Annotated in this window: 16 protein-coding genes; 10 read left to right on the top strand and 6 right to left on the bottom strand. The window is 73.5% G+C overall.

Translation table 11 applies throughout. The features are described from left to right. Positions 1 to 68 precede the first annotated feature (68 nt). The 3 genes from PYR91_RS12885 to PYR91_RS12875 form a co-directional block, all read right to left on the bottom strand. Positions 69 to 1,352, bottom strand: coding sequence for a lipase family protein (locus tag PYR91_RS12885; protein ID WP_279779906.1), 1,284 nt, complete (start codon positions 1,350 to 1,352; stop codon positions 69 to 71). Positions 1,353 to 1,554: 202 nt separating this feature from the next. Then, positions 1,555 to 2,955, bottom strand: coding sequence for a HAMP domain-containing sensor histidine kinase (locus PYR91_RS12880; RefSeq protein ID WP_279779904.1), 1,401 nt, complete (start codon positions 2,953 to 2,955; stop codon positions 1,555 to 1,557). A 410-nt stretch (positions 2,956 to 3,365) separates the two neighbouring features. Next, positions 3,366 to 4,886: a discoidin domain-containing protein gene (locus tag PYR91_RS12875; RefSeq protein WP_279779903.1), complete on the bottom strand. Its 1,521-nt coding sequence runs from the start codon at positions 4,884 to 4,886 to the stop codon at positions 3,366 to 3,368. A 426-nt stretch (positions 4,887 to 5,312) separates the two neighbouring features. Between PYR91_RS12875 and PYR91_RS12870 the strand changes: the two genes are divergently transcribed. From PYR91_RS12870 to PYR91_RS12825, 10 genes are all read left to right on the top strand, one after another. Beyond that, positions 5,313 to 6,617 carry an ROK family transcriptional regulator gene (locus PYR91_RS12870; protein ID WP_279779902.1) on the top strand — a complete coding sequence of 435 codons (1,305 nt, stop codon included), beginning with the start codon at positions 5,313 to 5,315 and terminating at the stop codon, positions 6,615 to 6,617. A gap of 183 nt (positions 6,618 to 6,800) precedes the next feature. Continuing rightward, positions 6,801 to 9,632: a carbohydrate-binding protein gene (locus PYR91_RS12865; protein ID WP_279779901.1), complete on the top strand. Its 2,832-nt coding sequence runs from the start codon at positions 6,801 to 6,803 to the stop codon at positions 9,630 to 9,632. A gap of 133 nt (positions 9,633 to 9,765) precedes the next feature. Beyond that, complete coding sequence (locus tag PYR91_RS12860; protein ID WP_279779900.1) at positions 9,766 to 11,343, top strand: ThuA domain-containing protein; 1,578 nt, start codon at positions 9,766 to 9,768, stop codon at positions 11,341 to 11,343. A gap of 129 nt (positions 11,344 to 11,472) precedes the next feature. Next, positions 11,473 to 12,627 carry an inositol-3-phosphate synthase gene (locus PYR91_RS12855; RefSeq protein ID WP_279779899.1) on the top strand — a complete coding sequence of 385 codons (1,155 nt, stop codon included), beginning with the start codon at positions 11,473 to 11,475 and terminating at the stop codon, positions 12,625 to 12,627. After that, a complete protein-coding gene (locus tag PYR91_RS12850) occupies positions 12,624 to 13,670 on the top strand; it encodes an SCO3242 family prenyltransferase (protein WP_279779897.1) in 1,047 nt (348 codons plus the stop codon). Before PYR91_RS12855 ends, PYR91_RS12850 begins: the two co-directional genes overlap by 4 nt. Beyond that, a complete protein-coding gene (locus tag PYR91_RS12845) occupies positions 13,667 to 14,629 on the top strand; it encodes a sugar phosphate isomerase/epimerase (protein ID WP_279779896.1) in 963 nt (320 codons plus the stop codon). Before PYR91_RS12850 ends, PYR91_RS12845 begins: the two co-directional genes overlap by 4 nt. Then, positions 14,626 to 15,312, top strand: a complete 687-nt coding sequence (locus PYR91_RS12840) for an EboA domain-containing protein (protein WP_279779894.1) — start codon at positions 14,626 to 14,628, stop codon at positions 15,310 to 15,312. Before PYR91_RS12845 ends, PYR91_RS12840 begins: the two co-directional genes overlap by 4 nt. 16 nt (positions 15,313 to 15,328) lie before the next feature. Continuing rightward, positions 15,329 to 16,192 (top strand): TatD family hydrolase, encoded by an 864-nt coding sequence (locus tag PYR91_RS12835; RefSeq protein ID WP_279779893.1) that lies wholly within the window; start codon positions 15,329 to 15,331, stop codon positions 16,190 to 16,192. A 94-nt stretch (positions 16,193 to 16,286) separates the two neighbouring features. Next, on the top strand, positions 16,287 to 17,459 hold the full coding sequence (gene eboE / locus PYR91_RS12830) for a metabolite traffic protein EboE (protein ID WP_279779891.1): 1,173 nt from the start codon (positions 16,287 to 16,289) through the stop codon (positions 17,457 to 17,459). Positions 17,460 to 17,517: 58 nt separating this feature from the next. Next, complete coding sequence (locus PYR91_RS12825) at positions 17,518 to 18,897, top strand: alkaline phosphatase family protein (RefSeq protein WP_279779890.1); 1,380 nt, start codon at positions 17,518 to 17,520, stop codon at positions 18,895 to 18,897. A gap of 165 nt (positions 18,898 to 19,062) precedes the next feature. Here PYR91_RS12825 and PYR91_RS12820 read toward each other — a convergent pair whose 3' ends face one another. From PYR91_RS12820 to PYR91_RS12810, 3 genes are all read right to left on the bottom strand, one after another. After that, positions 19,063 to 19,230 (bottom strand): DUF3073 domain-containing protein, encoded by a 168-nt coding sequence (locus PYR91_RS12820; RefSeq protein ID WP_279779889.1) that lies wholly within the window; start codon positions 19,228 to 19,230, stop codon positions 19,063 to 19,065. Positions 19,231 to 19,444: 214 nt separating this feature from the next. Further along, the gene (locus PYR91_RS12815) at positions 19,445 to 20,914 is read right to left on the bottom strand and encodes a HAMP domain-containing sensor histidine kinase (protein ID WP_279779888.1); all 1,470 of its coding nucleotides are present in this window, start codon (positions 20,912 to 20,914) and stop codon (positions 19,445 to 19,447) included. Positions 20,915 to 21,368: 454 nt separating this feature from the next. After that, positions 21,369 to 22,760, bottom strand: a complete 1,392-nt coding sequence (locus tag PYR91_RS12810) for a tannase/feruloyl esterase family alpha/beta hydrolase (RefSeq protein ID WP_279779887.1) — start codon at positions 22,758 to 22,760, stop codon at positions 21,369 to 21,371. Between the last annotated feature and the right edge of the window lie 358 nt (positions 22,761 to 23,118).

Below are 23,118 nucleotides of genomic sequence, written 5' to 3'. Positions count from 1 at the left end.
CCTCTCGGAGGCGGTCCCGTGTTTTCCTCGCGGGCGTGTCGCGTGCGGCGCCCGTCGTTGCCGGCGGCCTAGTCGCCGAACTCGTTCTGCACTCCCGGAGGGGTCAGCGCGGAGATGTAGTGCTGCGGAAGGTGGTCGTCGATGGAGTACATGACGGGCAGCGCACGGGTCGCGTGGAACTTGCGCGCGACGAACGCCATCGCCGACAGGGGGATGCCGAGCAGGCCGGGCATCTGCGGCGCCGGGCGCCTCCTGGCCTCCCAGCGCCCCTTGCGCGTGATGGACGTCCGCGCGGCGGGCGCCAGCGTGCCGACGATGCCGTTGCGCAGGTGCGGGATCCGGTAGTGGAACTCGCGGCCGAAGTGCCGGAACGGCCCGGAGGCGGTGGACGGCAGGTGCGGGACGACGTCGCTGTCGTAGGTGTACCGGATCACCTTGTCGCGCAGGAACGGCTCGCTCTGGCACGCCTCGGCGAAGTTCGGGTCGCCGATCATCGGCTGCCCGAAGGTGTAGACGGCGCGGAGCCGGGCGGCCAGGTCCTCGTACTTGCGCTCGTGGCGCAGCATCACGCCCATCAGCGCCGCCATGCCGCCGCCGAGGCTGTGCCCGGTGATGTAGAGCGCCTCCAGATTGCCGTCGAATCGCGCCGGCCGGCTGTGCAGGGCGTCGCCGGGCACCTGGGCGTGGTCGGAATGGCGGTCGGTGGCGCGGCGCAGCAGGTTCATGACCTCGTAGCGGGTGGCGCGCACGTTGCGGTAGACGCCCGCGTGCACGGTGGCGCACGGGTCGCCGATGCGGTAGCCGATCCGCTCGGGGTCGACGTCGAGGTCGCTGAGCCAGTTGATGAAGTTCAACGGCTCGGTTCCGCGATAACAGAGAATGGCGACCCGGCCGCTCCGGCTCTGAATGAGGAAGGCGGTCGAGCAGATCAGCATCGCGTCGACCGACGACCGGATCATCTGGATGTGGTTGTCCTCCAGGCCCATTCTCGCCATGATCATGGAGAGCGTCTTCGGGTCGGAGTAAGCGTAGGCGGCGCACGTCGCCATCACGTGGGCGACGACCGGGTCCGGCTGGTCCACGGCGTTCAGCAGCCGGTTCTCCAGGTCCTTGTAGACCGGAAATCCGGCGGTCTCCTGGTGGCCGTACGGGCGGAGCTCCTCGAACGTCGGGGCCTGGGCCTCGCTGACGCCCCGGCCGTCGGATTCGAGGGCCTCGCGCAGCCGCTCCTCCCATCCCTGGGTGAGGGTCTCACCGACCTTCCTCCCGCCGGCCATCGCCTTGCCCACGCCGGACGCCGGAACGGACTTCTCCGCCTGGCGGTTGTTTCTCGTGGTTTCCACACTGGCCACGTCATACCTCTTTCGGTCGCCCGCCGCGACGGTGCTCTTAACGGGCCGTGGTTTCCTGGACGAACAGCACGGAATCCGTCGCCGCCCCCGGGGGCGAACGCCGGATTCCCGTCTGCTTCCTCACGTTTCCTGTGCGTACGGCGGCGAATCTCATGCGCGCGCAAACTCATTCCACAGCGCGGGAGGACCGGGGAGGGAAGGCCTAGCGGGTGGAGGCCAGACCGCTCCCCGCGTGCGAGGCGGGCGGCGGTGCGGCGCCGCCGGAGCGGGCGGCGAGGGGCAGGCACAGCACGAAGCGGGCGCCGCCCGCGTCGGAGGCAGAGACCTCGATGGTGCCCCCGTGCGCGCGGGCGATGTCGCGGACGATCGCCAGGCCGAGGCCGGTCCCGCCCCGGTCGCGGCAGCGGGAGGCGTCGAGCCGGGTGAAGCGCTCGAAGATCCTTGCGCGGTCCGCCTCGGCGACGCCGTCGCCGTCGTCGTCCACGACCAGCTCGGCGCTGTCGCCCGCGGGGCGGACCTCGACCCGCACGAGCCGGCGGGCGTGCCGCTGGGCGTTGTCGAGCAGGTTGGTCAGGACCCGGGCGATCTGGGTGTCCACGGCGTCGACGTACACGCCGGGGGTGAGGCGGAGCTGCACCGGGAGGCGGTCGGCCCGCCGGGAGACCTCCATGCGGACCGACTCCGACAGGTCGACCTCACGGGTCGCGGCCCCGGGGGCGCCGGCGCCGATCCTGGCCAGCAGGAGCAGGTCGGTGATGATCGCCTGCAGCCGGTCGACGTCGCGCAGCGCGCGCCCCAGCAGGTCGTCCAGGTCGGTGTCCTCCGGGTGCAGCCGGGCCTCTTCGAGCTGGGCGCGCAGGCCGGCGACCGGCGTGCGCAGCTCGTGCGAGGCGTCGGAGGCGAACTGCCGCTGCTGGGCGAGCGCGTGGTCCATGCCGGTCTTGGCCTTCTCCAGGCGTTCCAGCGTGCTGTTGACCGTGCGCGCCAGCCGGGCCACCTCGTCGTCGCTGTTCGGCTCGGGGACGCGGCTGCTGAGGTCGTTGACGTTGGTGGCGGCGAGCTCGGCGCGGATGGCCTCGACCGGCCGCAGGGTGCGTCCGGTGATCTTCCACGTCGCCCAGACCGCCAGGGAGATCAGCAGCGCGACCTGGATGGAGAAGAGCGCGTCGAACACGCCGGTGGAGATCAGCCCCTGGACGGGGCCGCCCGCGTAGACGACGGTCGAGTCGTCGGAGGAGGTGACCCGCAGGGCCGAGATGCGGATGCACCCGAGCGCCGGGTGCGCGCAGGTCTGAACGTCGCTCTGGGGATCCGAAGGGGACGGCCACACGCTGGTCAGCGGGGGGAGCCCGCGCGCGGCCGGCGAGGCGGCGATGACACGGGGACCCGGCGCGACCACCTGGACCAGGTCGACGCCCGGGACGCTTGAGGTGACCTCCGGGCCGCTGAGCCTGCCCACGCGGTCCGCCGCGGCGATCAGGTCGGCGGCGTGGCGGGCGTCGAGCCAGCCGGCGTTGGTCAGCTCCTGGCGCGCGACCATGCCGGCCAGCACCCCGGAGGGGATCAGGAGGAGCATGGACAGCAGCGCGATCAGGGCCGTCACCCGGCCACGGATCGACCGGGGGCGGTGGAGACGACGTCCGAGGCGCCACAGGGCGCGCGGTGACGGGAACGGCCTGTGACGCAAACGGGTCTCCTCCTCACGGTGGATCGCTGTCGGGTTGATCACGAGTGGCGCCCGGCGGGCTCCGGTGGGTTCCGGCGGGCCGCGGCGGCGCGGGCCGCACGGGGGGCGCGAGTGCCGGGGACGGCGTCTGGGTGGTCATCACCCACACCCAGGACGACATCAATGTACCAAACACCCCAAAAAGGTACAAACCAGACAGAAAGCCAGCAGGGTTAGGTCACGGCAAGGCCAAGGTGGAGGCCCCAACGCCAAGGCGGGGGCCCGGAAACACGTCCGCCCGGTACGGCCGGTGGCCGTACCGGGCGCAGGACTGCCCGGGAGGACGGTCAGGTGCGGTAGACCTGGAACTCCGAGACCTGCCCGGCGGGCCATCCGGTGTTGCCGGTGAAGGTCAGCCGGATGTGGCGCTGCGTGGTCGCGGGGAACGTGATGGTCGCGGCGTTCCCGCCGGAGGGCGAGAACGTGTAGCCGCGCGACTGCGCCAGCGTGGTGTAGGCGGACCCGTTCTGGCTGCCGTGCACCGAGAGCGTCTGCGTCCTGGCGCCCCAGGAGGGCGGCAGGGTCAGCACGATCCTGCCCACCTGCGAGGCGGCGCCCAGGTCGACGGTGATCGACTGCGGGAAGGCGTGGTTGGCGCTCTCCCAGTAGCTGCCGGTGTTGCCGTCGTTGGCGTTGGCGGCGACGTAGCCCTGGGTGTGGCTCGTCGCGCTGATCGGCTTGCGCGCGGCCAGGTTCGGGTTCGGCTGCGGGACGGTCGTGCCGGTGAACTGCTCCACCCAGTACCTGGTCCGGTCGAGGTAGGCGGTCTCGGCGGCGGCGCCGGTCTTGCCGTAGGCGCCCTCGAAGGTCTGGTACCCGTAGCCGGCGGGCGGGGTGGAGGTGACGGGCTCCAGGACCGAGCCCTCGTGCCACTCGTTGAACGAGGTGACCGAGACCCAGCTCGGCGGGCCGCCGGTGGCCGGGTCGAGCGCGTTGCGCCACTCGGTGTCGTAGGTCGCGCCGTTGTCGCGCGGCAGGGTGGGGGTGGTGTTGCCGACGACGGCGCGGTCGTCGATGTACCCCGGGCCGACGGACGGCGCCCACACCAGGCCGTTGGCCTTGCAGAAGTCGCCCGCGTTCTTCCAGCCCGGCGCGGTCAGCCCGGCGATGGCGTCGTAGGTGTACATGCCGCCGAAGTGCGCGACCTTGGAGGTGTCGGTGGTCTGCGCGAGCACGATGCTGCTGGAGCTCACCTGGTCCAGGGCGGCCCAGTCGGTGATCCGCAGGCTCTCGAAGACGTAGAACGCGCCGCGGTTGCCGTGCGCGGCGTCACGGTAGAACGCCGGGCTGCCGCCGTAGCGGGAGTTGATGTAGTTGATGTCGGCCACCGTCGAGGCGGCGGTGCGCCCGCTGTACGGCTCCAGGTGCCAGGCGACCTTGACGCCGAACCTCGCGGCCGTGGCCAGCACGCCTGCGGCGAGCCCGTCCTCGTAGGAACCCTGCCCCCACCAGCTGTAGACGATGACGCCCGCGCCCGACTGCTGGATCCAGCGCATGTGCTGGGTCACCGCGCCGGGCAGGTCGCCGGAGTCGTACGCCCCGAGCTTGGGGTACAGGTCGGCGCCGATGCTCTCCGGCGGGGTGTGCCCGCCCTGCTGCCAGTGACGGTAGCTTCCGTACACCTGGGGGCTTCCGTACCAGGGGTAGTAGAAGAGATGGACGTCGGTGGCGGTACGCTCGGCGGCGGCGGTCGCCCGCGCGGCGGCGGCCGGCTCTCCGGAGGCCGCGGCCGACTGCGCCGGGGCCGACATCAGGCCCGTCGTCACGAGCAGGACGGCAGCGGCGGTGACGCTGCGCCAGTTTGGCATGAGGGTGACTCCTCGCGTGGGGGGCGGAGGGGTGCCCGTCCATCCGGCCGGCTCGGCGGCACCTCCGCGGCCGGGCCGAAGTCGGCGGGAACGGCCCGGACACGGAACCTGCCGGCCGGACGGACGGGAGTCATGGGGAAGCGGTTGCCACAGGCTGCTCACGAAATTTCAGGGTTCAACGAGCAACTTGCGGTGTTCCAACTCAATTTTGCGGACTTGTTGCATTAAACGAGCAGCCACGGGCCGGGGGCAAGTCTCGAAGCGCTTCGCTTTTCGTAACGCTTCCGTAACGTGGACAACCACCCCTCGTCTACCTGCTCGTGTTCCGGAGGATGCGGATTCGTTACCAACTCCGGGGATTTACGCTGCCGTGCTCTCCATGTTAGAAATCGGTTAATTGTTCTTGGAGACATACAAATCGGGTTGGTGAGTGTGGCGCAGAGGAAGGTGCCCGGCCGAACGGCCGGAGACCGGACGCAGGCCGTGGGGCACGCCTCGCTGCGCCGGGCCAACCTCGCCACCGTCCTGCGTCACCTGCGTGACGAGGGCTCCTGCTCCCGCTCCGACATCGCGGACGCGACCGGCCTGCACCGGGCCACCGTCTCCAGCCTGATGGCCGAGCTGCTCGACCGCGGCCTGGTCCGTGAGGTGGGCATCGAGTACGTGGGCGCCGTCGGCCGGCCCCGGCGGGCCGTCGCCCTGGACGGATCCCACGTGGGCGTGCTCGGCACCGAGATCAACGTCGACTACGCGGCCCTGTACGGCACCGACCTCGGCGGGCGCGTGCTCGTCGACCGGCGGGTGGGCATGGACGCGATGGGCATGGGCCCCGACCGCGCGATCAAGGAGCTCGGCCGGGTGGCCAGGAACGCCATCGAGGAGCTGGTCCGCGCCGGCGCCACGCCCGCGGGCGTCGGCGTCGCCGTCCCGGGCCTGGTCGACGTGGTCCGCGGCGCCGTGGCCTTCGCGCCCAACCTCGGCTGGCGCGACGTGGCGCTGACCGTGCGCCTTCGCGCCGAGATCGGCCACGTGCGGGTGCCGGTGATGGCCGACAACGACGCCAACCTGGCCGCGCTCGCCGAGTACACCGGCGGGATCGCCGCGGGCACGCCCGACATGGTCTACCTGACCGGGGAGGTCGGCGTCGGCGGCGGCATCGTCGTCGCCGGCCGCCTGCTGCGCGGCGCCGACGGCTTCTCCGGCGAGGTCGGGCACATGCCCGTCGACCCGACCGGCAGCCGCTGCGGCTGCGGCCGCACCGGCTGCTGGGAGACCAAGGTCGGGCTGGCCGCGCTGGTCAGGTCGGCCACCCCCGAGCTGGCCTACGGGCTGGGCGGCGCGCCCTCGCCCGACCCCGAGGAGCGGGTGACGCAGATCGCCCGCGGACTCGCCGAGGGCGACCCGCGCGCCCACGCCGCCGTCGCCGAGGTGGGCCGGTGGCTCGGGCTCGGCGGCTCCATCCTGGTCAACCTGTTCAACCCGAGTGTCATCGTGCTCGGCGGCTACTTCGCCAAGCTGGCCGAACGCCTGATCCCGCCCGCGCAGGCGGAGCTGGAGCGGCTGGTCATCGCCGGCCCGGCGGCACGCTGCCGGTTCGTGGCGTCGGCACTCGGGTTCGGCGCCGCCTCGCGCGGCGCGGCGAGCATGGTGGCCGATCAGGTCATCAACGATCCCGCGGCGATCGGCTCGGCGCCGATCGCGGCCACCGCCCCCACACTGGCAGGTCAATGACAATTTCTTTCATAACTTGATTCGATTTTTGCAGAAACGTACCCTCACGGGTACGACCTGGAGGCGGCACCCTCCAGCGCCATCGCGGCACCGCAACCCTCCTCGCACGACGCACAACCCGGCAACAAGCGCGGCGGCGCGCGCCTTGCCTGACTGACCCCCCAAGTCAGGAAAGGACCCCTCATGTCTCCACGTCCTCGGTCGTGGGCCCGTCTCCTCGCGTCGATCTCGCTGGTCGTCGCGGGCGGCGTGGCCACCGTGACGGCCACCGGACCGGCCGCCCAGGCGGCCCCCATCCCGCCAGGCGACTACCAGCACGTGACCCTGGCCACCGGAAGCGCGGAGATCGGCGAGGCCATGTCCCTCGCGGTGCTCCCCGACCGGTCGGTCGTCCACACCGCCCGCGACGGCACGGTGCGGGTCACCGACGCCGCGGGCAACACCAAGGTGGCCGGGAAGCTCAGCGTCTACACCCATGACGAGGAAGGCCTCCAGGGTGTGGCGGCCGACCCGAACTTCGCCTCCAACCGGTACATCTACCTGTACTTCTCGCCCCCGCTCAGCACGCCGGGCGGGGACGCGCCGAAGACGGGCAGCGCCGCCGACTTCGACGCGTGGAAGGGCGAGCTGCACCTGTCGCGCTTCACGCTGAAGACCGACAACACGCTCGACATGGCCAGCCAGAAGGTCGTGCTCCGGGTTCCCAACGACCGCGGTCAGTGCTGCCACGTCGGCGGGGACATCGACTTCGACGCCGCCGGCAACCTGTACCTGACGACCGGCGACGACACCAACCCGTTCGAGTCGGACGCCTACACGCCCATCGACGAGCGCACCGACCGCAACCCGCAGTTCGACGCCCAGCGCTCCTCGGGCAACACCAACGACCTGCGCGGCAAGGTGCTGCGGATCAAGGTCCAGCCGGACGGCACCTACACCATCCCGTCGGGCAACCTGTTCGCGCCCGGCACGGCGCGGACCCGGCCCGAGATCTACGCCATGGGCTTCCGCAACCCGTTCCGCATGAGCGTGGACAAGGCCACCGGCATCGTCTACCTGGGCGACTACGGCCCCGACGCCGGCGGCACCAACGCCAACCGCGGCCCCAGCGGCCAGGTGGAGTTCAACCGGATCACCGGCCCGGGCAACTTCGGCTGGCCGTACTGCACCGGGTCCAACAGCACCACCGAGACCTACAACGAGTACACCTTCCCCAGCGGCCCCTCCGGCGCCAAGTACAACTGCGCCGGCGGCCCGACCAACAACTCCTTCCGCAACACCGGCCTGGCCACGCTGCCCCCGGCCAAGCCGGCCTGGATCAGGTACTCGGGCGACGCCGGCTCCCCGCCGGAGTTCGGCAGCGGCTCCGAGTCGCCGATGGGCGGCCCGGTCTACCGGTACAACGCCTCGCTGAACTCGCCGATCAAGTTCCCGCAGTCGCTCGACGGCCGCTACTTCGCCGGCGAGTACGGCCGCCAGTGGATCAAGGCCGTCGAGGTCACCTCCAGCGGCGGCTACGGCGAGATCGTCGACTTCCCGTGGGACGGCACGCAGGTCATGGACATGGCCTTCGGCCCCGACGGCGCGCTGTACGTGCTCGACTACGGCGCCGGCGGCAGCCCCCCGCAGCTGGTCCGCGTCGAGTACCTCGGCGGCACCAACCGCAACCCGATCGCCAAGGCCGCGGCCGACAAGAACTCCGGGCCCGTGCCGCTCACCGTGAGCTTCTCCTCGGCGGGCAGCAGCGACCCCGAGGGCGGCTCGCTGAGCTACTCGTGGAACTTCGGCGACGGCACCACCTCCACCGCCGCCAACCCCACGAAGACCTACAACACCGCAGGCACCTACACGCCGACGCTGACCGTCCGCGACCCGCAGGGGCTGACCGGGACGGCGAGCCTCGTCGTCACCGCCGGCAACACCGCCCCGACGGTGAACATGACCCAGCCGGTGAACGGCCAGCTCTTCTCGTTCGGCGACACCGTGCCCTACGCGGTCACCGTCGCCGACCCCGAGGACGGCACGATCGACTGCTCCCGGGTGACGGTCACCTACTTCCTGGGCCACGACAACCACCGCCACCAGATCACCTCCAGGACCGGGTGCTCCGGATCCCTGGTGGTGCCGGCCGACGGTGAGCACGACTCCGCCGCCAACATCTACGGCGTCCTCGAGGCCTCCTACACCGACCGGGCCGGCCTGACCACCACCAGCACCCGCACGCTCCAGCCCCGCCACCGGCAGGCCGAGCACTACACCACCATGCAGGGCATCCAGCCCGCCGACCACGGCTCGGCCGAGGGCGCGCGGACCGTCGGGTTCACCGACAACGGCGACTGGATCGCCTTCCCGACGTACGCGATCGGCAACGCCCAGAGCTTCACCGCCCGCGTCTCCTCGGGCGGGCCGGGCGGCACGATCGAGCTGCGCGCCGGCTCGGCCACCGGCACCTTGCTGGGCTCGGTGAACGTCGCCAACACCGGGAGCTGGGACACCTTCGTGAACGTCACCGGCGCCATCTCCAGCCCGCCCAGCGGCACCACGACGCTGTACTGGGTGTTCAAGGGCGTCACCGGCCAGGGCAACCTGTTCGACCTCGACGCCTTCACCATCAACACCTCCGGCGGCGGCACCGGCGTCACGACCGAGGCCGAGGCCTACACCTCCAACTCGGGCGTGCAGCCGGCCGGGCACACCGCCGCCAGCGGTGGCACGACCATGGGCTACATCGACAACGGCGACTGGGCCGGATACTCGCAGGTCAACACCCAAGGCGCGCGGAGCTTCTCGGCCCGCGTGTCCTCGGGCGGCCCCGGCGGGACGATCCAGGTCCGCTCCGGCTCGCAGACCGGCACCCTGCTGGGCTCGGTGAACGTCGCCAACACCGGAAGCTGGGACACCTTCGCCACCGTGTCGACGGCACTGAGCGGCTCGGCCACCGGCCCGCTGTTCCTGTCGTTCACCGGGGGCACCGGCGCCCTGCTCGACGTGGACACCTTCACCATCACGCGTTGACGGCGAAGGCCGGCGCGGCGGGTCCACCGGCCCGCCGCGCCGGCCTTCGGCACCCGACGCGGGCCGCTCACGCGGGCCGCGGAGGGGAAAGGGTCGCCGCCCCCCCGGCGAGCACGACACGAAAGGACAGTCCATGCGCAACGTCATAAGACGTGGCCTGAGCGGTCTGGCGCTGGTCGCCGCCGCGCTTGCCATGACCCCGTCGGCCCCCGCGGCCGCGCGGGCGGCCGACCCCGCCTACGAGGTCCTGGTGTTCTCCAAGACCGCCGGCTTCCGGCACGACTCGATCCCCGTCGGCATCCAGACGATCCGGGAGCTCGGCGCGGCCAACAACTTCACGGTCACCGCCACCGAGGACGCGGGCGCCTTCACCACCGCCAACCTCGCCCGGTTCAAGGCGGTGGTCTGGCTCAGCACCACCGGCGACGTGCTCAACGACTCCCAGCAGACAGCCTTCGCGTCCTACGTCAACGGCGGCGGCGGTTACGTCGGCGTGCACGCCGCGGCCGACACCGAGTACGACTGGTCGTACTACGGGCAGCTGGTCGGGGCCTACTTCCGCAGCCACCCGGCGATCCAGCAGGCCGTCGTCAAGAACGAGGACCGCACCCACCCGGCCACCGCCGGGCTCGGGGCGACCTGGACGCGCACCGACGAGTGGTACAACTACCGCACCAACCCCCGCTCCACCGTGCGGGTGCTGCAGAGCCTGGACGAGTCCAGCTACAGCGGCGGCGACATGGGTGGCGACCACCCGATCACCTGGTGCCACCCGCAGGCGTCCGGGCGCTCGTTCTACACCGGCCTCGGGCACACCCAGCAGTCCTACGCCGAGACGCCGTTCCGCAACCTGCTGCTCGGCGGCATCCGGTACGTGGCCGGCATGGTCGCGGCCGACTGCACGCCGACGACGACGCCGCCCGACCCAGGCGGCAGCACCACCGTCGAGGGCGAGGCCTTCACCTCCCAGTCCGGCGTGCAGACGGCCGGGCACGCCTCGGCCAGCGGCGGCACGACGCTGGGCTACATCGACAACGGCGACTGGGCCGGGTACGCGTCGGTGAGCACGGCGGGCGCGACCGGCTTCTCGGCGCGGGTGTCCTCCGGCGGCGCCGGCGGGACGATCCAGGTGCGGTCGGGTTCGCAGACCGGCACGGTGCTGGGTTCGGTCGCCGTTCCCAACACCGGCGGCTGGGACACCTTCCGCACCGTCACCACCACGCTGAGCGGCTCGGCCTCCGGCCCGCTGTTCCTGACCTTCACCGGCGGTTCGGGCTCGTTGTTCGACGTGGACACCGTCACGATCTCCAGGTCGACCACCCCGCCGCCCGCCGCCGCCGTGGAGGGCGAGGCCTTCACCTCCCAGTCCGGCGTGCAGACGGCCGGGCACGCCTCGGCCAGCGGCGGCACGACGCTGGGCTACATCGACAACGGCGACTGGGCCGGGTACGCGTCGGTGAGCACGGCGGGCGCGACCGGCTTCTCGGCGCGGGTGTCCTCCGGCGGCGCCGGCGGGACGATCCAGGTGCGGTCGGGTTCGCAGACCGGCACGGTGCTGGGTTCGGTCGCCGTTCCCAACACCGGCGGCTGGGACACCTTCCGCACCGTCACCACCACGCTGAGCGGCTCGGCCTCCGGCCCGGTCTTCCTGGTGTTCTCCGGCGGCACCGGAGCCCTGTTCGACGTGGACACCTTCACGCTCACCAGGTGACCCGGGCGTCCGCCCGGTTCGCACGGCCCCGGCCCGGGTTCCCCCCGGGCCGGGGCGGTTCCACAAGTACACAAGAGAACGCGAAAGTCGGCGAAGTACGTGAAAGTGCGTGATCGAAGAGGAGTACCGATGGACGTCGGGGTCTGGCTCGTCGGGGCACGGGGATCGGTGGCCACCACGGTCGTCGCGGGCGCCGCGGCACTACGCGCGGGGCTGGCGACGCCCATCGGCTGCGTCACGGAAGGCCCCGACTTCACGGGCGCCGGCCTGCCGCCGCTGGACCGGCTGGTGTTCGGCGGGCACGATGTCGCCGGCCCGCCGCTGGTCAAGAAGGCCGAGGAGCTGAGCCGGTCGGGGGTCATCCCCGCGCCGCTGCCCCGGCTGGTCGCGGACGACCTGGAGGCGGCGGAAGCGGAGATCCGCCACGGCACCGACGGCGACGCCGAGCCCGGCGGAGCGACGGGTCAGGCGGCGGTGGTGCGCAGGCTGGCCGCCGACATCACCGGGTTCAGGGAACGCCACGGGCTCGCCCGGGTCGTCGTGATCCACGTCGCCTCCACCGAGCCCCCCGTCGCGCCGCACCCGGCGCACCACGACCTCGGCGCGCTGACCTCCGCCATGGAGGAGCCGGGCCGGGTGCTGCCGCCCAGCTCGCTGTACGCGTTCGCCGCGCTCAGCGCGGGCTGCCCGTACGCGGACTTCACCCCCTCCACGGGCGTGTCGCTGCCCGCCCTGGACGAGCTGGCCCGCTCGCGCGGGCTCCCGTACGCGGGCCGGGACGCCAAGACGGGGGAGACGCTGGTCAAGACCGCCCTGGCCCCGATGTTCGCCTCCCGGGCGCTCGCCGTGCGGTCCTGGTCGGGCACGAACCTGCTCGGCGGGGGCGACGGCGCCACGCTGGCCGACCCGGCGGCGGGCGAGAGCAAGCGCATCTCCAAGGACCGGGCGCTGCCCGGCATCCTCGGCCATCCCGTGGAGGGCCAGACCCACATCGACCACGTGCCGCACCTGGGCGACTGGAAGACCGCGTGGGACCACATCACCTTCGAGGGATTCCTCGGCGTGCGCATGTCGCTGCAGTTCACCTGGCAGGGCTGCGACTCGGCGCTCGCCGCGCCGCTGGTGCTCGACCTGGCCAGGCTGCTGGCCCTCGCCCACGAGCGCGGCCAGGCGGGGGTGGTGGGGGAGCTGGGCTTCTTCTTCAAGGACCCGCTCGGGCTGGACGAGCACCGGCTCCAGATCCAGTACGACCTGCTGCGCGCGTGGGCCGGGAGCCCGGCGTGAGCGTGGACCTGGCCACACTGGCCGAGCTCGTCCGGGCGCCGGCCGCGCTCACCGTCCCCGGCGACGTCGCCGCGGGCGGCGCGCTGCGACCGGAGCTGGCGCTGTCGTCGGTGTGCCTGTACTGGGCGGGAATGGCGCTGAACGACTACGCCGACCGCCACCTGGACGCCGAGGAGCGCCCCGAGCGCCCCATCCCGTCCGGGCGCGTGCGGCCGGGGCAGGCGCTCGGCCTGGCCGCCGGCCTCACCGTCGCCGGCCTGGCCCTGGCGGGCCGGGCCGGGGGCCGCCGGGCGCTCGGCACCGCCGGCGCGCTGGCCGCCGTGGTGTGGGCCTACGACCTCGCGCTGAAGGACACCCCGGCCGGGCCGGCCGCGATGGCCGCCGCCCGAGGCCTGGACGTCCTGCTCGGCGGCACGGCGCGGCCCTCCGCACACGCCGCGGCCGGCGCCGGGGCGCCGGCGGGCCGGGGCGGCCCGGCGCGCGGAACGCCCGGGGCCGGCCCCCGTGCGGAGCGGACGGCGCTGGCCCTGGCGGCCGGCGCCGTGGCGGCGCACACCTTCGGCGTCACGACGCTCAGCCGCGGCGAGGTCCACGGCGGGACGGCCGCCCGGTCGGCGACCGCGCTCGCCGCCACCGGGGTCGCCGCGGCGCTGGCCGCCGCCCACGTGCTCTCGACGCCGCCCGGCCTCGCGCCGGCCTCCGGCACCGCGCGGGCGCGCCTCGCGCGCGTGCCGGCGGGCGTCCTGAGCGCGCTCGCGCTCACGGCGCCGCCCTCCGGCGCCACCGGCGGGGGGAGGGCGGGCAGGCTGGCCGGCCTGGGGCTCGCCGCGGCGTACGCGGGAGTGGTCGGGCGGGCGCAGTTCACCGCCGCCCGGCGCCCCGACGCGGGCAGGACCAGGGCGGCCGTGGGCCGGAGCATCCTCGGCCTGCTGCCGCTGCAGGCCGCGCTCACCGCGGGGCGCGGCGACCTCGTCACCGCCGGGGCGCTGGTCGCGGCGCATCCCCTCGCCAGGAAACTGTCCAGAAAGGTGTCCGCGACGTGAGACTCGGCTACGGGACCAACGGATTCGGCGACCACCGCCTGGACCAGGCGCTGGTCGTGCTCGCCGACCTGGGGTACGACGGCGTCGCCCTGACCCTGGACGCCCGCCACCTGGACCCCTTCGCCCCCGACATCGGGCGCCAGGTGGAGCGGCTGGCCAAGCGGCTGGGCGAGCTGGGCCTGGGCGTGGTGGTCGAGACGGGCGGGCGTTACGTGCTCGACCCGTTCCGCAAGCACTACCCGACGCTGCTGCACCCGCCGGGCGAGGCGGCGCCGCGCGTCGGCCTGCTGCGCCAGGCCGTGCGGATCGGCGCCGACCTCGGCGCCGAGGCCGTCTCCTTCTGGAGCGGGGTCCGCCCGCCGGGCGTGTCGGAGGCGCAGGCCTGGGACAACCTGGTGGCCGGGGTCGGCACCGTGGTCGAGGAGGCGGCGGCCCGGGAGGTCACGCTGGGCTTCGAGCCCGAGCCGGGCATGCTGGTCGACACCATCGAGGCGTTCGAGCACCTGCGCGAGCTGACCGGACGGCCCCGGCGGCTGGGCCTGACCCTGGACGTCGGGCACTGCCGCTGCCTGGAGTCCGACCCGGTGCCCGACAGCGTGCGCCGGGCCGCGCCGTACCTGGTCAACGTCCAGATCGAGGACATGCGGCGCGGCGTCCACGAGCACCTGGAGTTCGGCGACGGGGAGATCGACTTCCCGCCCGTGCTCGCGGCGCTGGACGAGACCGGGTACCGGGGCCTGGTCAGCGTGGAACTGCCCAGGCACAGCCACGCCGCCCCGGTCATCGCCTCCCGCTCCCTGCGCTTCCTGCGCGAGGCCCACCGGCGGGGCGGCGCCGACGGCGCCGCCCCGGCCTCGCCGGTGCCGTCGCCGCGGGCCGGGACGCCCGGCCCGGCGCCCGGCCGCCCCCCGACCGCGGTGACGCCGGATCGCCGTGCCCGGGCGGGGGAGGCCCGGTGAGCGCCCCGACCCTTCCCGCGCCCGGCCTGACCGGCGAGGCCGCCGAGTGGCTGCGGGCCGCCGCCGACCGGATCCGCGCCGACGGGACCGCACTCCCGGCGCTGTTCCCCGCCGCCGCCCGCACCTGCGGCCGCGGCCCGCTGCCCGGCGCGCCCGGCTGGACCGTCGACCAGGCGGTCCGGGGCGAGCTGCTGCGCGCGCTGCCGCTCTCGGGCGAGGCCCTGGGCGAGGTCCTGTTCGACGTCTACACCCACGGGGACGCCGCCGAGCGGCTCGCCGTGCTCAAGGCCCTGCCCGTGCTCGACGCGGAGAAGAGCCTGGGCGAGGCCGGCCTGCCGGTGGTGCGCGACGCGCTGCGCACCAACGACACCCGGCTGATCGAGGCCGCCCTGGGCCCGTACGCCGCCGCCCGCCTGCCCGACCACGCCTACCGGCAGGCGGTGCTCAAGTGCGTGTTCGTCGGCGTGCCGCTCAGCGCGGTGGCGGGCCTGGAACGGCGCCGCGACGCCGAGCTGGCCCGCATGATGGCCGGCTACGCCGAAGAGCGCCTGCTGGCCGGGCGCGAGGTCCCGCCGGACGTGTGGCCGCTGGCCGAGCTGCACCCCGCCGCGCCCGAACGCCTGCGGGCCCTGCTCGCCGAGTCCGGGCGCCCGCACGGCGGCCGCCCGGACGGCCCCGCCTGACACGAGAGGAACGTCCATGCGCATCTTCGACCCGCACATCCACATGACCTCCCGTACCACCGACGACTACGAGCGCATGTACGCCGCCGGGGTCCGCGCGGTGGTGGAGCCGGCGTTCTGGCTGGGCCAGCCGCGCACGTCCGCGGGCACCTTCGCCGACTACTTCGACGGCCTGCTCGGCTGGGAGCCCTTCCGCGCGGCCCAGTTCGGCATCGTCCACCACTGCACGATCGCGTTGAACCCCAAGGAGGCCAACGACCCGCGCCTGCGCCCCGTGCTGGACATGCTTCCGCGCTACCTGGCCAAGGACCGGGTGGTCGCCGTCGGCGAGGTCGGCTACGACGACATCACCCCGGCCGAGGACGAGGCGCTCACCCACCAGCTCGCGCTGGCCGCCGAGCACGGCCTGCCGGTCCTGGTGCACACCCCGCACCGGGACAAGCCCGCCGGCACCAGGCGCACCCTGGACGTCGTCCGCGAGTCGGGACTGCCGCCCGAGCGCGTGCTGGTCGACCACCTCAACGAGATGACGGTCGGCATGGTCGCGGCGAGCGGCTGCTGGATGGGGTTCTCCGTCTACCCCCACACCAAGATGGACGAGGACCGGATGGTCGCCGTGCTCAAGGAGTACGGCACCGAGCGCGTCGTGGTGAACTCCGCGGCCGACTGGGGCCGCAGCGACCCGCTCAAGACCCGCGCGGTCGCCGACGCCATGCTGTCGTCGGGATTCTCCGAGGCCGAGGTCGAGACCGTGCTGTGGGACAACCCTGTCGCGTTCTACGCGCAGAGCGGCCGTCTGGACCTGTCGGAGGTGCACGCGGACGGCACCTACGAGGGCAACAGCGTCCAGCGCGGCACCCCGAAGGAGGCGGGCGCGTGACGGCGCCGCAGGCGGCGCGCCCGGCCCCGGGCGCGGTCCGCCAGGGCGCGCGCACCGGCGTCGGCCCGGCCGCCACCGGGGGAGGGATGTCCTCATGAGGTTCCGGCACGCGGACGGCTCCGTCGTCCACCTCGCCTACTGCACCAACGTCCACCCGGCGGAGGACCTGGACGGCGTGCTCGGCCAGCTCCGGCGCTTCGCCGGGCCGATCCGCGAGCGGCTTGGCGCCGACCGGCTGGGGCTGGGGCTCTGGCTGTCGCGGCCGGTGTGCGACGCGCTGATCGAGGGGCCCGGGCACGTCGCGCGGCTGCGCGAGGCGCTGCGGGAGGAGGGCCTGGAGGTCGTCACGTTCAACGGCTTCCCCTACCAGGGCTTCCACGGCGACCCCGCCGGCGCGTCCAAGCTGCGGGTCTACCACCCCGACTGGACCACACCCGACCGGCTGCGGTACACGCTCGACCTGGCCCGCGTCCTGGCCGGGCTGCTGCCCGGGGACGTCGCCGCGGGAAGCATCTCCACCCTGCCGCTGGCCTGGCGCGACCCCTGGACGCCCGAGCGCGCCGAGACCGCGGCGGCGGCCCTCGACGAGCTGGCCGCCGGGCTCGCCCAGGTCGCCGCCGACACCGGCCGGCTGATCCGCGTCGGCTTCGAGCCCGAGCCCGGCTGCGTCGTGGAGACCACCGCGCAGGCGGCCGAGCACCTCGGCCGCGCCGACCACGACCACCTCGGCGTCTGCCTGGACGCCTGCCACCTCGCCGTCCAGTTCGAGGACCCCCGGGAGGCGCTGCGGCGCCTGGCCGGGGCCGGGCTGCCGGTGGTCAAGCTCCAGGCGTCCTGCGCGCTGCGGGTGGACGACCCCGCCGACCCGGCCGCGCGCGCCGCGCTCGCCGAGTTCGACGAGCCGCGCTTCCTGCACCAGACCCGCGAGCGGGGCAGGCCGGGCGGCACGGACGACCTGGGCGAGGCGCTGGACGGCGGGTTGCCCGCCGCCGCGCCGTGGGCGGTGCACTTCCACGTCCCGCTGCACGCGAGGCCGGCGCCGCCGCTGGACTCGACCCAGGACGTGCTCGACGCCACCCTGCGCGAGCTGCTCGGCGGCCCGGCGGCGCTCACCCGGCACGTCGAGGTGGAGACCTACACCTGGCAGGCGCTGCCGGCCGACCGCCGCCCTCGCACCGACGAGGAGCTGGCCGGCGGGATCGCGCTGGAGCTGGCCTGGATCAGAGACCGGCTCCTGGACCTCGGCCTCAAGGAGGAGGCCACATGACGGCGCCGGCGGTTCGGCGCGTCGGCCCATGGAGCGGTGTTAAGTCGGAGGAGGAACTGTGAAACCCCTGGTGGTCATAGACGTGGTGGGGCTCACGCCCCGGCTGCTCGCGTCCATGCCGAACCTGTCCCGGCTGGGCCCGGCGGCGTCGCTGGGCACGGTGCTGCCCGCCGTCACCTGCTCGGTGCAGTCGACGCTGCTCACCGGCACCCTGCCCCGCGACCACGGGATCGTCGGCAACGGCTGGTACTTCCGCGACCTCGGCGAGGTGATGCTGTGGCGCCAGCACAACGGCCTGGTGGAGGGGCCGAAGATCTGGGACGACGCGCGCAGGGTCCACCCGGGCTACCGGGTCGCCAACGTGTGCTGGTGGTACGCCATGGGCGCGGACGTCGACTACACGATCACCCCGCGTCCGATCTACCACGCCGACGGCCGCAAGTCGCCCGACTGCTACACGGTGCCGCCGTCCCTGCGCGTCGACCTCACCCGGGAGTTCGGCCGGTTCCCGCTGTTCTCCTACTGGGGGCCGAACGCGGGGATCGCGTCCAGCCAGTGGATCGTGGACGCCGCCCGCCGGCTGCTGGCCCGCGAGAAGCCCGATCTGACCCTGGTCTACGTCCCCCACCTGGACTACGACCTTCAGCGGTACGGCCCCTCGGGGCCCGAGGCCGTCGCGGCGGCCAAGGAGATCGACACCGCGCTCGGGCCGCTGCTGGACGACGCCGAGGCTGCCGGGGCGGTGACGGTGGTGCTCTCGGAGTACGGCATCACCGACGTCTCCCGCCCGGTCGACGTCAACCGGGCGCTGCGCCGGGAGGGCCTGCTGTCGGTCTACCGGCAGGCGGGGATGGAGTACCTGGACCCGTGGACCTCGCGGGCCTTCGCCGTCGCCGACCACCAGCTCGCCCACGTCTACGTGCGCGACCCCGCCGACGTGGCCAAGGTGCGGTCGGTGCTCACCTCGCTGGCCGGGGTGGACGAGGTGCTGGACGAGAACGGCAAGGCGGCGTACGGGCTCGACCACGCCAGGGCCGGGGAGCTGGTCGCGGTGGCCGCGGAGGACGCGTGGTTCACCTACTACTACTGGCTCGACGACAAGCTGGCCCCGGACTTCGCCAGGAACGTGGACATCCACCGCAAGCCCGGCTACGACCCCGCGGAGCTGTTCCTCAACCCCGGGGACCCGTGGGTCAAGGCCAAGGCCGGGCTCGCGCTGGCACGCAAGCAGCTCGGCTTCCGCTACACGTTGCCGGTCGTGCCGCTGGACCCGTCCCCGGTGCGCGGCAGCCACGGGCGGCTGCCCGCCCACCAGGCCGACGCCCCCGTGCTGCTGTGCAGCGAGGGCCTGGACAAGGAGGCGTACGAGGCGACGGAGATCAAGTCGCTCTGCCTGCGGCTGGCGGGCCTGACGCCCAGCCTGGGCGTCGGCCTCTGATCGCGGACGGGAAGCCGGACGACGGCTGACGCCCCCCGGTGACGCCGCGCCCTCGGGCGGGGCGTCACCGGCCGCGGCCGGTCACGCCGGGCCGGCGCCCCGCCGGTCGCCTCCGGGCGGCGTCCCCGAGATCGGGGGCGCCGCCCGGAGGCCCCGGGCGCCGCGTCAGCGGTCGGCGAGGGACTCGCCCCGGGTGTCGGTGCCGTCGTCGGATGGGCGATCGTAGGGTGTGGTCAGCTCTTCGCGCAGCCTGTCGAGGTCGATGTCGTGGCTGCTGTACTTGAGCTGACGGGCGACCTTGGTCTGCTTCGCCTTGGCCCGGCCTCGCCCCATGACCTCGCTCCTCTCACCCCAGCCCGCGCGGGCGCAGCCGGGCACGGGTCCCCTGTCACCTGGACGATCTGAAGTATCTTGCGTTTTGCCACATTGTAAAACCCCGCCGGGCCCCGGCGGAGCGGGATCGTGCGTGACGTTGCCCGCATCGGGCCGCCGGAGCCCGGTGCGCCGGCCGGAGACGCCCCGGCGCGGAGAGGCGATACGGCTTTCGTCATGGGGCGTCACTCGCCGGCACCGGAGTCTCCTCCGCCGTCTCCGCCAGCCCGAGGCGCAGCACGAAGCGGGCGCCGCCGAGGCCGGAGGTCTCCACCGCGAGGTCGCCGCCGTGCGCGCGGGCGATCTCGCAGGCGATGGGCAGCCCCAGGCCCGTGCCGCCGCGGTCGCGGCTGCGGGCGGCGTCCAGGCGGGTGAAGCGTTCGAAGACGTGCTGGCGGTCGGCCTCGGCGATGCCGTCCCCGTCGTCGTCGACGCTCAGCTCGGCCTGCCCGTCCACCCGGCGCACGCCCACCACCACCGTGCTCTTCGCGTGCCGCTGGGCGTTGTCGAGCAGGTTGGTCACGAGGCGGCCGAGCTGGGTCGGGATGCCGTCGATCATGACGTCCGGCTCCAGGACCAGCCGCGTGTGGCGGGGCTCCTGGCCGCGCCGGGCGACCTCCTTGCGCGCGGCCGCCGACAGATCCACCCGCTCGCGCATCTCCTTCGCGCACGAGCCCACCCGCGCCAGCAGCAGCAGGTCGGTGATGATCGCCTGGAGCCGGTCGACGTCCGACAGCGTCCGGTGGAGCAGCGAGTCCAGGTCGGTGTCCTCGGGATGGAGCTGCGCCTCCTCCAGTTGCGCCCGCAGGCCCGCCACGGGGGTGCGCAGCTCGTGGGAGGCGTCGGCCGCGAACCGCCGTTGCTGGTTCAGCGCCTCCTCGGTCCGGAGCCGGGCGGCCTCCAGGCGGCTCAGCGTGCTGTTGATCGTCCGGGCGAGCCGGGCGATCTCGTCCTCGCCGGACGACTCCGGCACGCGGCTGCTCAGGTCGTTCACGTTGATGGCGGCGAGCTCGGCCCGGATCGCCTCCACCGGGCGAAGGGTCCGGCCGGTCACCTTCCAGGTCATCGCGATGGCCAGGAAGATCAACAGCGTCCCCTGCGTGGCGAACAGGGAGTCGATCACCGTCATGGACGTGTCGGACAGGGCCGGGCGGCCGGCGTAGACGACGTTGGAGTCCGCGGCCGAGGTGACCCGCTGCGCCGAGAGGCGGACGCAGCCGATCCGCTGGTGCGAGCAGGTCCACACGTCCTGCTGCGGGTCGTCGGCGGACGGCCAGACCTCGCTGATCGGGGGCAGGCCCTTGGCGGCGGGCGAGGCCGACAGGACGCGGTGGTCCGGCGACACGACCTGGACGAACTCGATGCCGGGAACGGTGGGCCTGATCGTCGGGGTGATCGCGCCGACGCGGTCGGCGGCGGCGGCCACGGACGCCTCCTTCCGCGCCTCCAGCCACACCGTGTCGCCGACCGACTGGTGCGCGACCAGACCGGCGATGACCCCGGAGGGGACCAGGAGGAAGACGGCCAGCAGGCTGATGAGCATGGTGATGCGCCCGCGGATGGAACGCGGAGCGTGCCACTGCGGGCGGGGCCGGGACGGGAGCCGGGTGCTCTGGATGCTCTGGACTCGTTCCCTTTCGAACATGGACGTCTTCCCCGTAAGTCGAGCGCGCACTCTCACGGCCATCATGGGATTACCTTCCTGAATGGCCGGAGCTCATATGGGATAGCGCTTTCCACCTCGAGGGCCTTCCGGGTCTTCCTGAATTTTCCGAGTGCTTGCCCGCATCTTTTGGGTGACGAACGGCCCGGGACGCCGGAATGCCCGGGGGCGGCGTGGTCGGCACCCGGCGCAAGCGGCGCTGCCGGCCCCTGACTCACGGGGCGCGCTTCGCGGCGAGGTGCGGTCGTTTCAAACTATCACCCGACCTGCGCATTCCAAGATCGTTTCCCTTGCTTTGGCCAAACATGACCAGTTCGGGTGTGTACTCCGAGCGGGTGTGAGCATGGTGCTCGCACGGGCGCCCCACGGCCGCGTGGGGGCCGTGGGGCGCGGTGGGTGCTCCGGTGCCCCGCCCGGGTGAGGCGAGGCGGTCCGGTCAGGAGGTCAGCGAGCAGGTGCCGACCAGGTCGCCGGAGGCCGGCCGGGGAAGGGTGCGGTCGGCGGGCGGCGCGTGGCCCCCCGTCGTCCAGGACTCCAGGGCCGTGAACGCGCTGCGGAAGCAGGGCAGGATGGGGCGCAGCAGGCCGGGGTGGGCGTCGTAGAGCCCGTCGACGTGCGTGCCGCCCTCCAGGCGGTAGTAGCGGTGCAGGCGGTCGCGGCCCTGGCCGCGGATCAGCCTCTCGTAGACGTCGGAGTCCTGGCCGATCGGCAGCAGCGTGTCCAGCGTCCCGTGCAGGGTGATCATCGGCTTGCCGATGCGGCCGGTCAGCGCGATCTTACGCACCGCCTCGCGCACGGCACGGGGCCGGGAGGCGTAGTCGTAGTCGGCGTCGCATCCGGGCGTGCCCGAGGCGCAGAACGGCGTGCCGGCCTCGGTCGCGCCGTCGTAGCCGGGGTCCAGCTCCTCGCGGTAGATGCGCTGGGTCAGGTCCCAGTAGACCTTGTAGTGGTAGTCCCACAGGGGCTCGGACGCGGCAGGGAAGCCGGCCGCGATGATCGCCTCCTTGGCGGCGGGGTCCCCGGTGGCCGCGTACCGCGGGTAGGCGCGCAGCGTCGCCGGCAGCGACGTCAGCAGGTTGGGGCCCTCGGCCCGCCACAGCGTGCCCTCCCAGTCGACGCCGCCGCTGTAGAGCTCGGGGTGGTTCTCCAGCTGCCAGCGCACCAGGTAGCCGCCGTTGGAGATCCCCGCGGCGTAGGTGCGGCGCGGCGCCCGCCCGTACCGCTGGGCGGTCACGGCCTTGGCGGCGCGGGTGAGCTGGGTGACCCTCCTGTTCCACTCGGCGATCGCGTCGCCGGGCTCGGCGCCGTCCTGGTAGAACGCCGCGCCGGTGTTGCCCTTGTCCGTGGCCGCGTAGGCGTAGCCCTGCGCCAGCACCCAGTCGGAGATCGCGAAGTCGTTGGCGTACTGCCTGCGCACGCCAGGCGTCCCCGCGACCACCAGGCCGCCGTTCCAGCGTTCGGGCAGCCTGATGACGAACTGGCTGTCGTGGTTCCAGCCGTTGTTGGCGTTGGAGGTGGAGGTGTCGGGGAAGTAGCCGTCGATCTGGCCGCCGGGCACGCCGGTCGGGTTGGTCGCCCCGGCGGGGGTCAGCCCGGCGAAGTCGGCCGCGACCGAGTGCCCGGAGGCCACCGTTCCCGCGGTGGTCAGGTCGTCCAGGCAGGCGGAGACCTGCTTCTCGGCGCCGGGCACCACCACGCGCTGCAGGCCCGCGCAGGGGCCGGGGGTGGCGGCGCCGGCGGCGGGCGCGGGGCCGAGCAGGGACACGGCGACCGCGGCGGCCGCCGTCGCCCCCAGCAGCCGGGCCGGCCGGTGTGGGTTGGATGGCATGGGGGGCCTCCTCAGGCGAGACGGGCAGACGGGCGTCGCCGAGCCTCCGGGGAGCGGGCGGCCGTCGCGGCGGCCGCGCGGGGCGACTGCGGCAATGCTGCTCACCCGGTGTGGGCTCGGCCACGTGCGCGCCACCCACATTCGCCGCTCCGGACATGGAGCCCGCACCCACCACGGCCCGGATCCCGCCTTCCGGCCCGCGCCGAACCCAGGTGGGGGCGGTCCCGTGACGTACGTGGGACTCCCACACAATCGCAGGTCAAACGGCGTGGCAGGCCGTTGACCTGGGGCGGGTGTGGGACGCACCCGCCTATCCGCCCGGGAATATGGGGGCGGCCCACATGGAAGACCACACCGG

It is taken from the genome of Sphaerisporangium sp. TRM90804 (assembly GCF_029846175.1).
Classification (GTDB): domain Bacteria; phylum Actinomycetota; class Actinomycetes; order Streptosporangiales; family Streptosporangiaceae; genus Sphaerisporangium.
The sequence above is the reverse complement of the archived record's forward strand: the minus strand, read 5'-3'. Positions and strand labels throughout refer to the sequence as shown.

Excerpts from the sequence above, each read along its gene's own strand:
- PYR91_RS12875 (WP_279779903.1), bottom strand. The coding sequence starts at position 4,886 with ATGCCAAACTGGCGCAGCGTCACCGCCGCTGCCGTCCTGCTCGTGACG.
- eboE (WP_279779891.1), top strand. The coding sequence starts at position 16,287 with ATGAGGTTCCGGCACGCGGACGGCTCCGTCGTCCACCTCGCCTACTGC.
- PYR91_RS12860 (WP_279779900.1), top strand. The coding sequence starts at position 9,766 with ATGCGCAACGTCATAAGACGTGGCCTGAGCGGTCTGGCGCTGGTCGCC.
- PYR91_RS12815 (WP_279779888.1), bottom strand. The coding sequence starts at position 20,914 with ATGTTCGAAAGGGAACGAGTCCAGAGCATCCAGAGCACCCGGCTCCCG.
- PYR91_RS12855 (WP_279779899.1), top strand. The coding sequence starts at position 11,473 with ATGGACGTCGGGGTCTGGCTCGTCGGGGCACGGGGATCGGTGGCCACC.
- PYR91_RS12865 (WP_279779901.1), top strand. The coding sequence starts at position 6,801 with ATGTCTCCACGTCCTCGGTCGTGGGCCCGTCTCCTCGCGTCGATCTCG.
- PYR91_RS12820 (WP_279779889.1), bottom strand. The coding sequence starts at position 19,230 with ATGGGGCGAGGCCGGGCCAAGGCGAAGCAGACCAAGGTCGCCCGTCAG.
- PYR91_RS12810 (WP_279779887.1), bottom strand. The coding sequence starts at position 22,760 with ATGCCATCCAACCCACACCGGCCGGCCCGGCTGCTGGGGGCGACGGCG.
- PYR91_RS12835 (WP_279779893.1), top strand. The coding sequence starts at position 15,329 with ATGCGCATCTTCGACCCGCACATCCACATGACCTCCCGTACCACCGAC.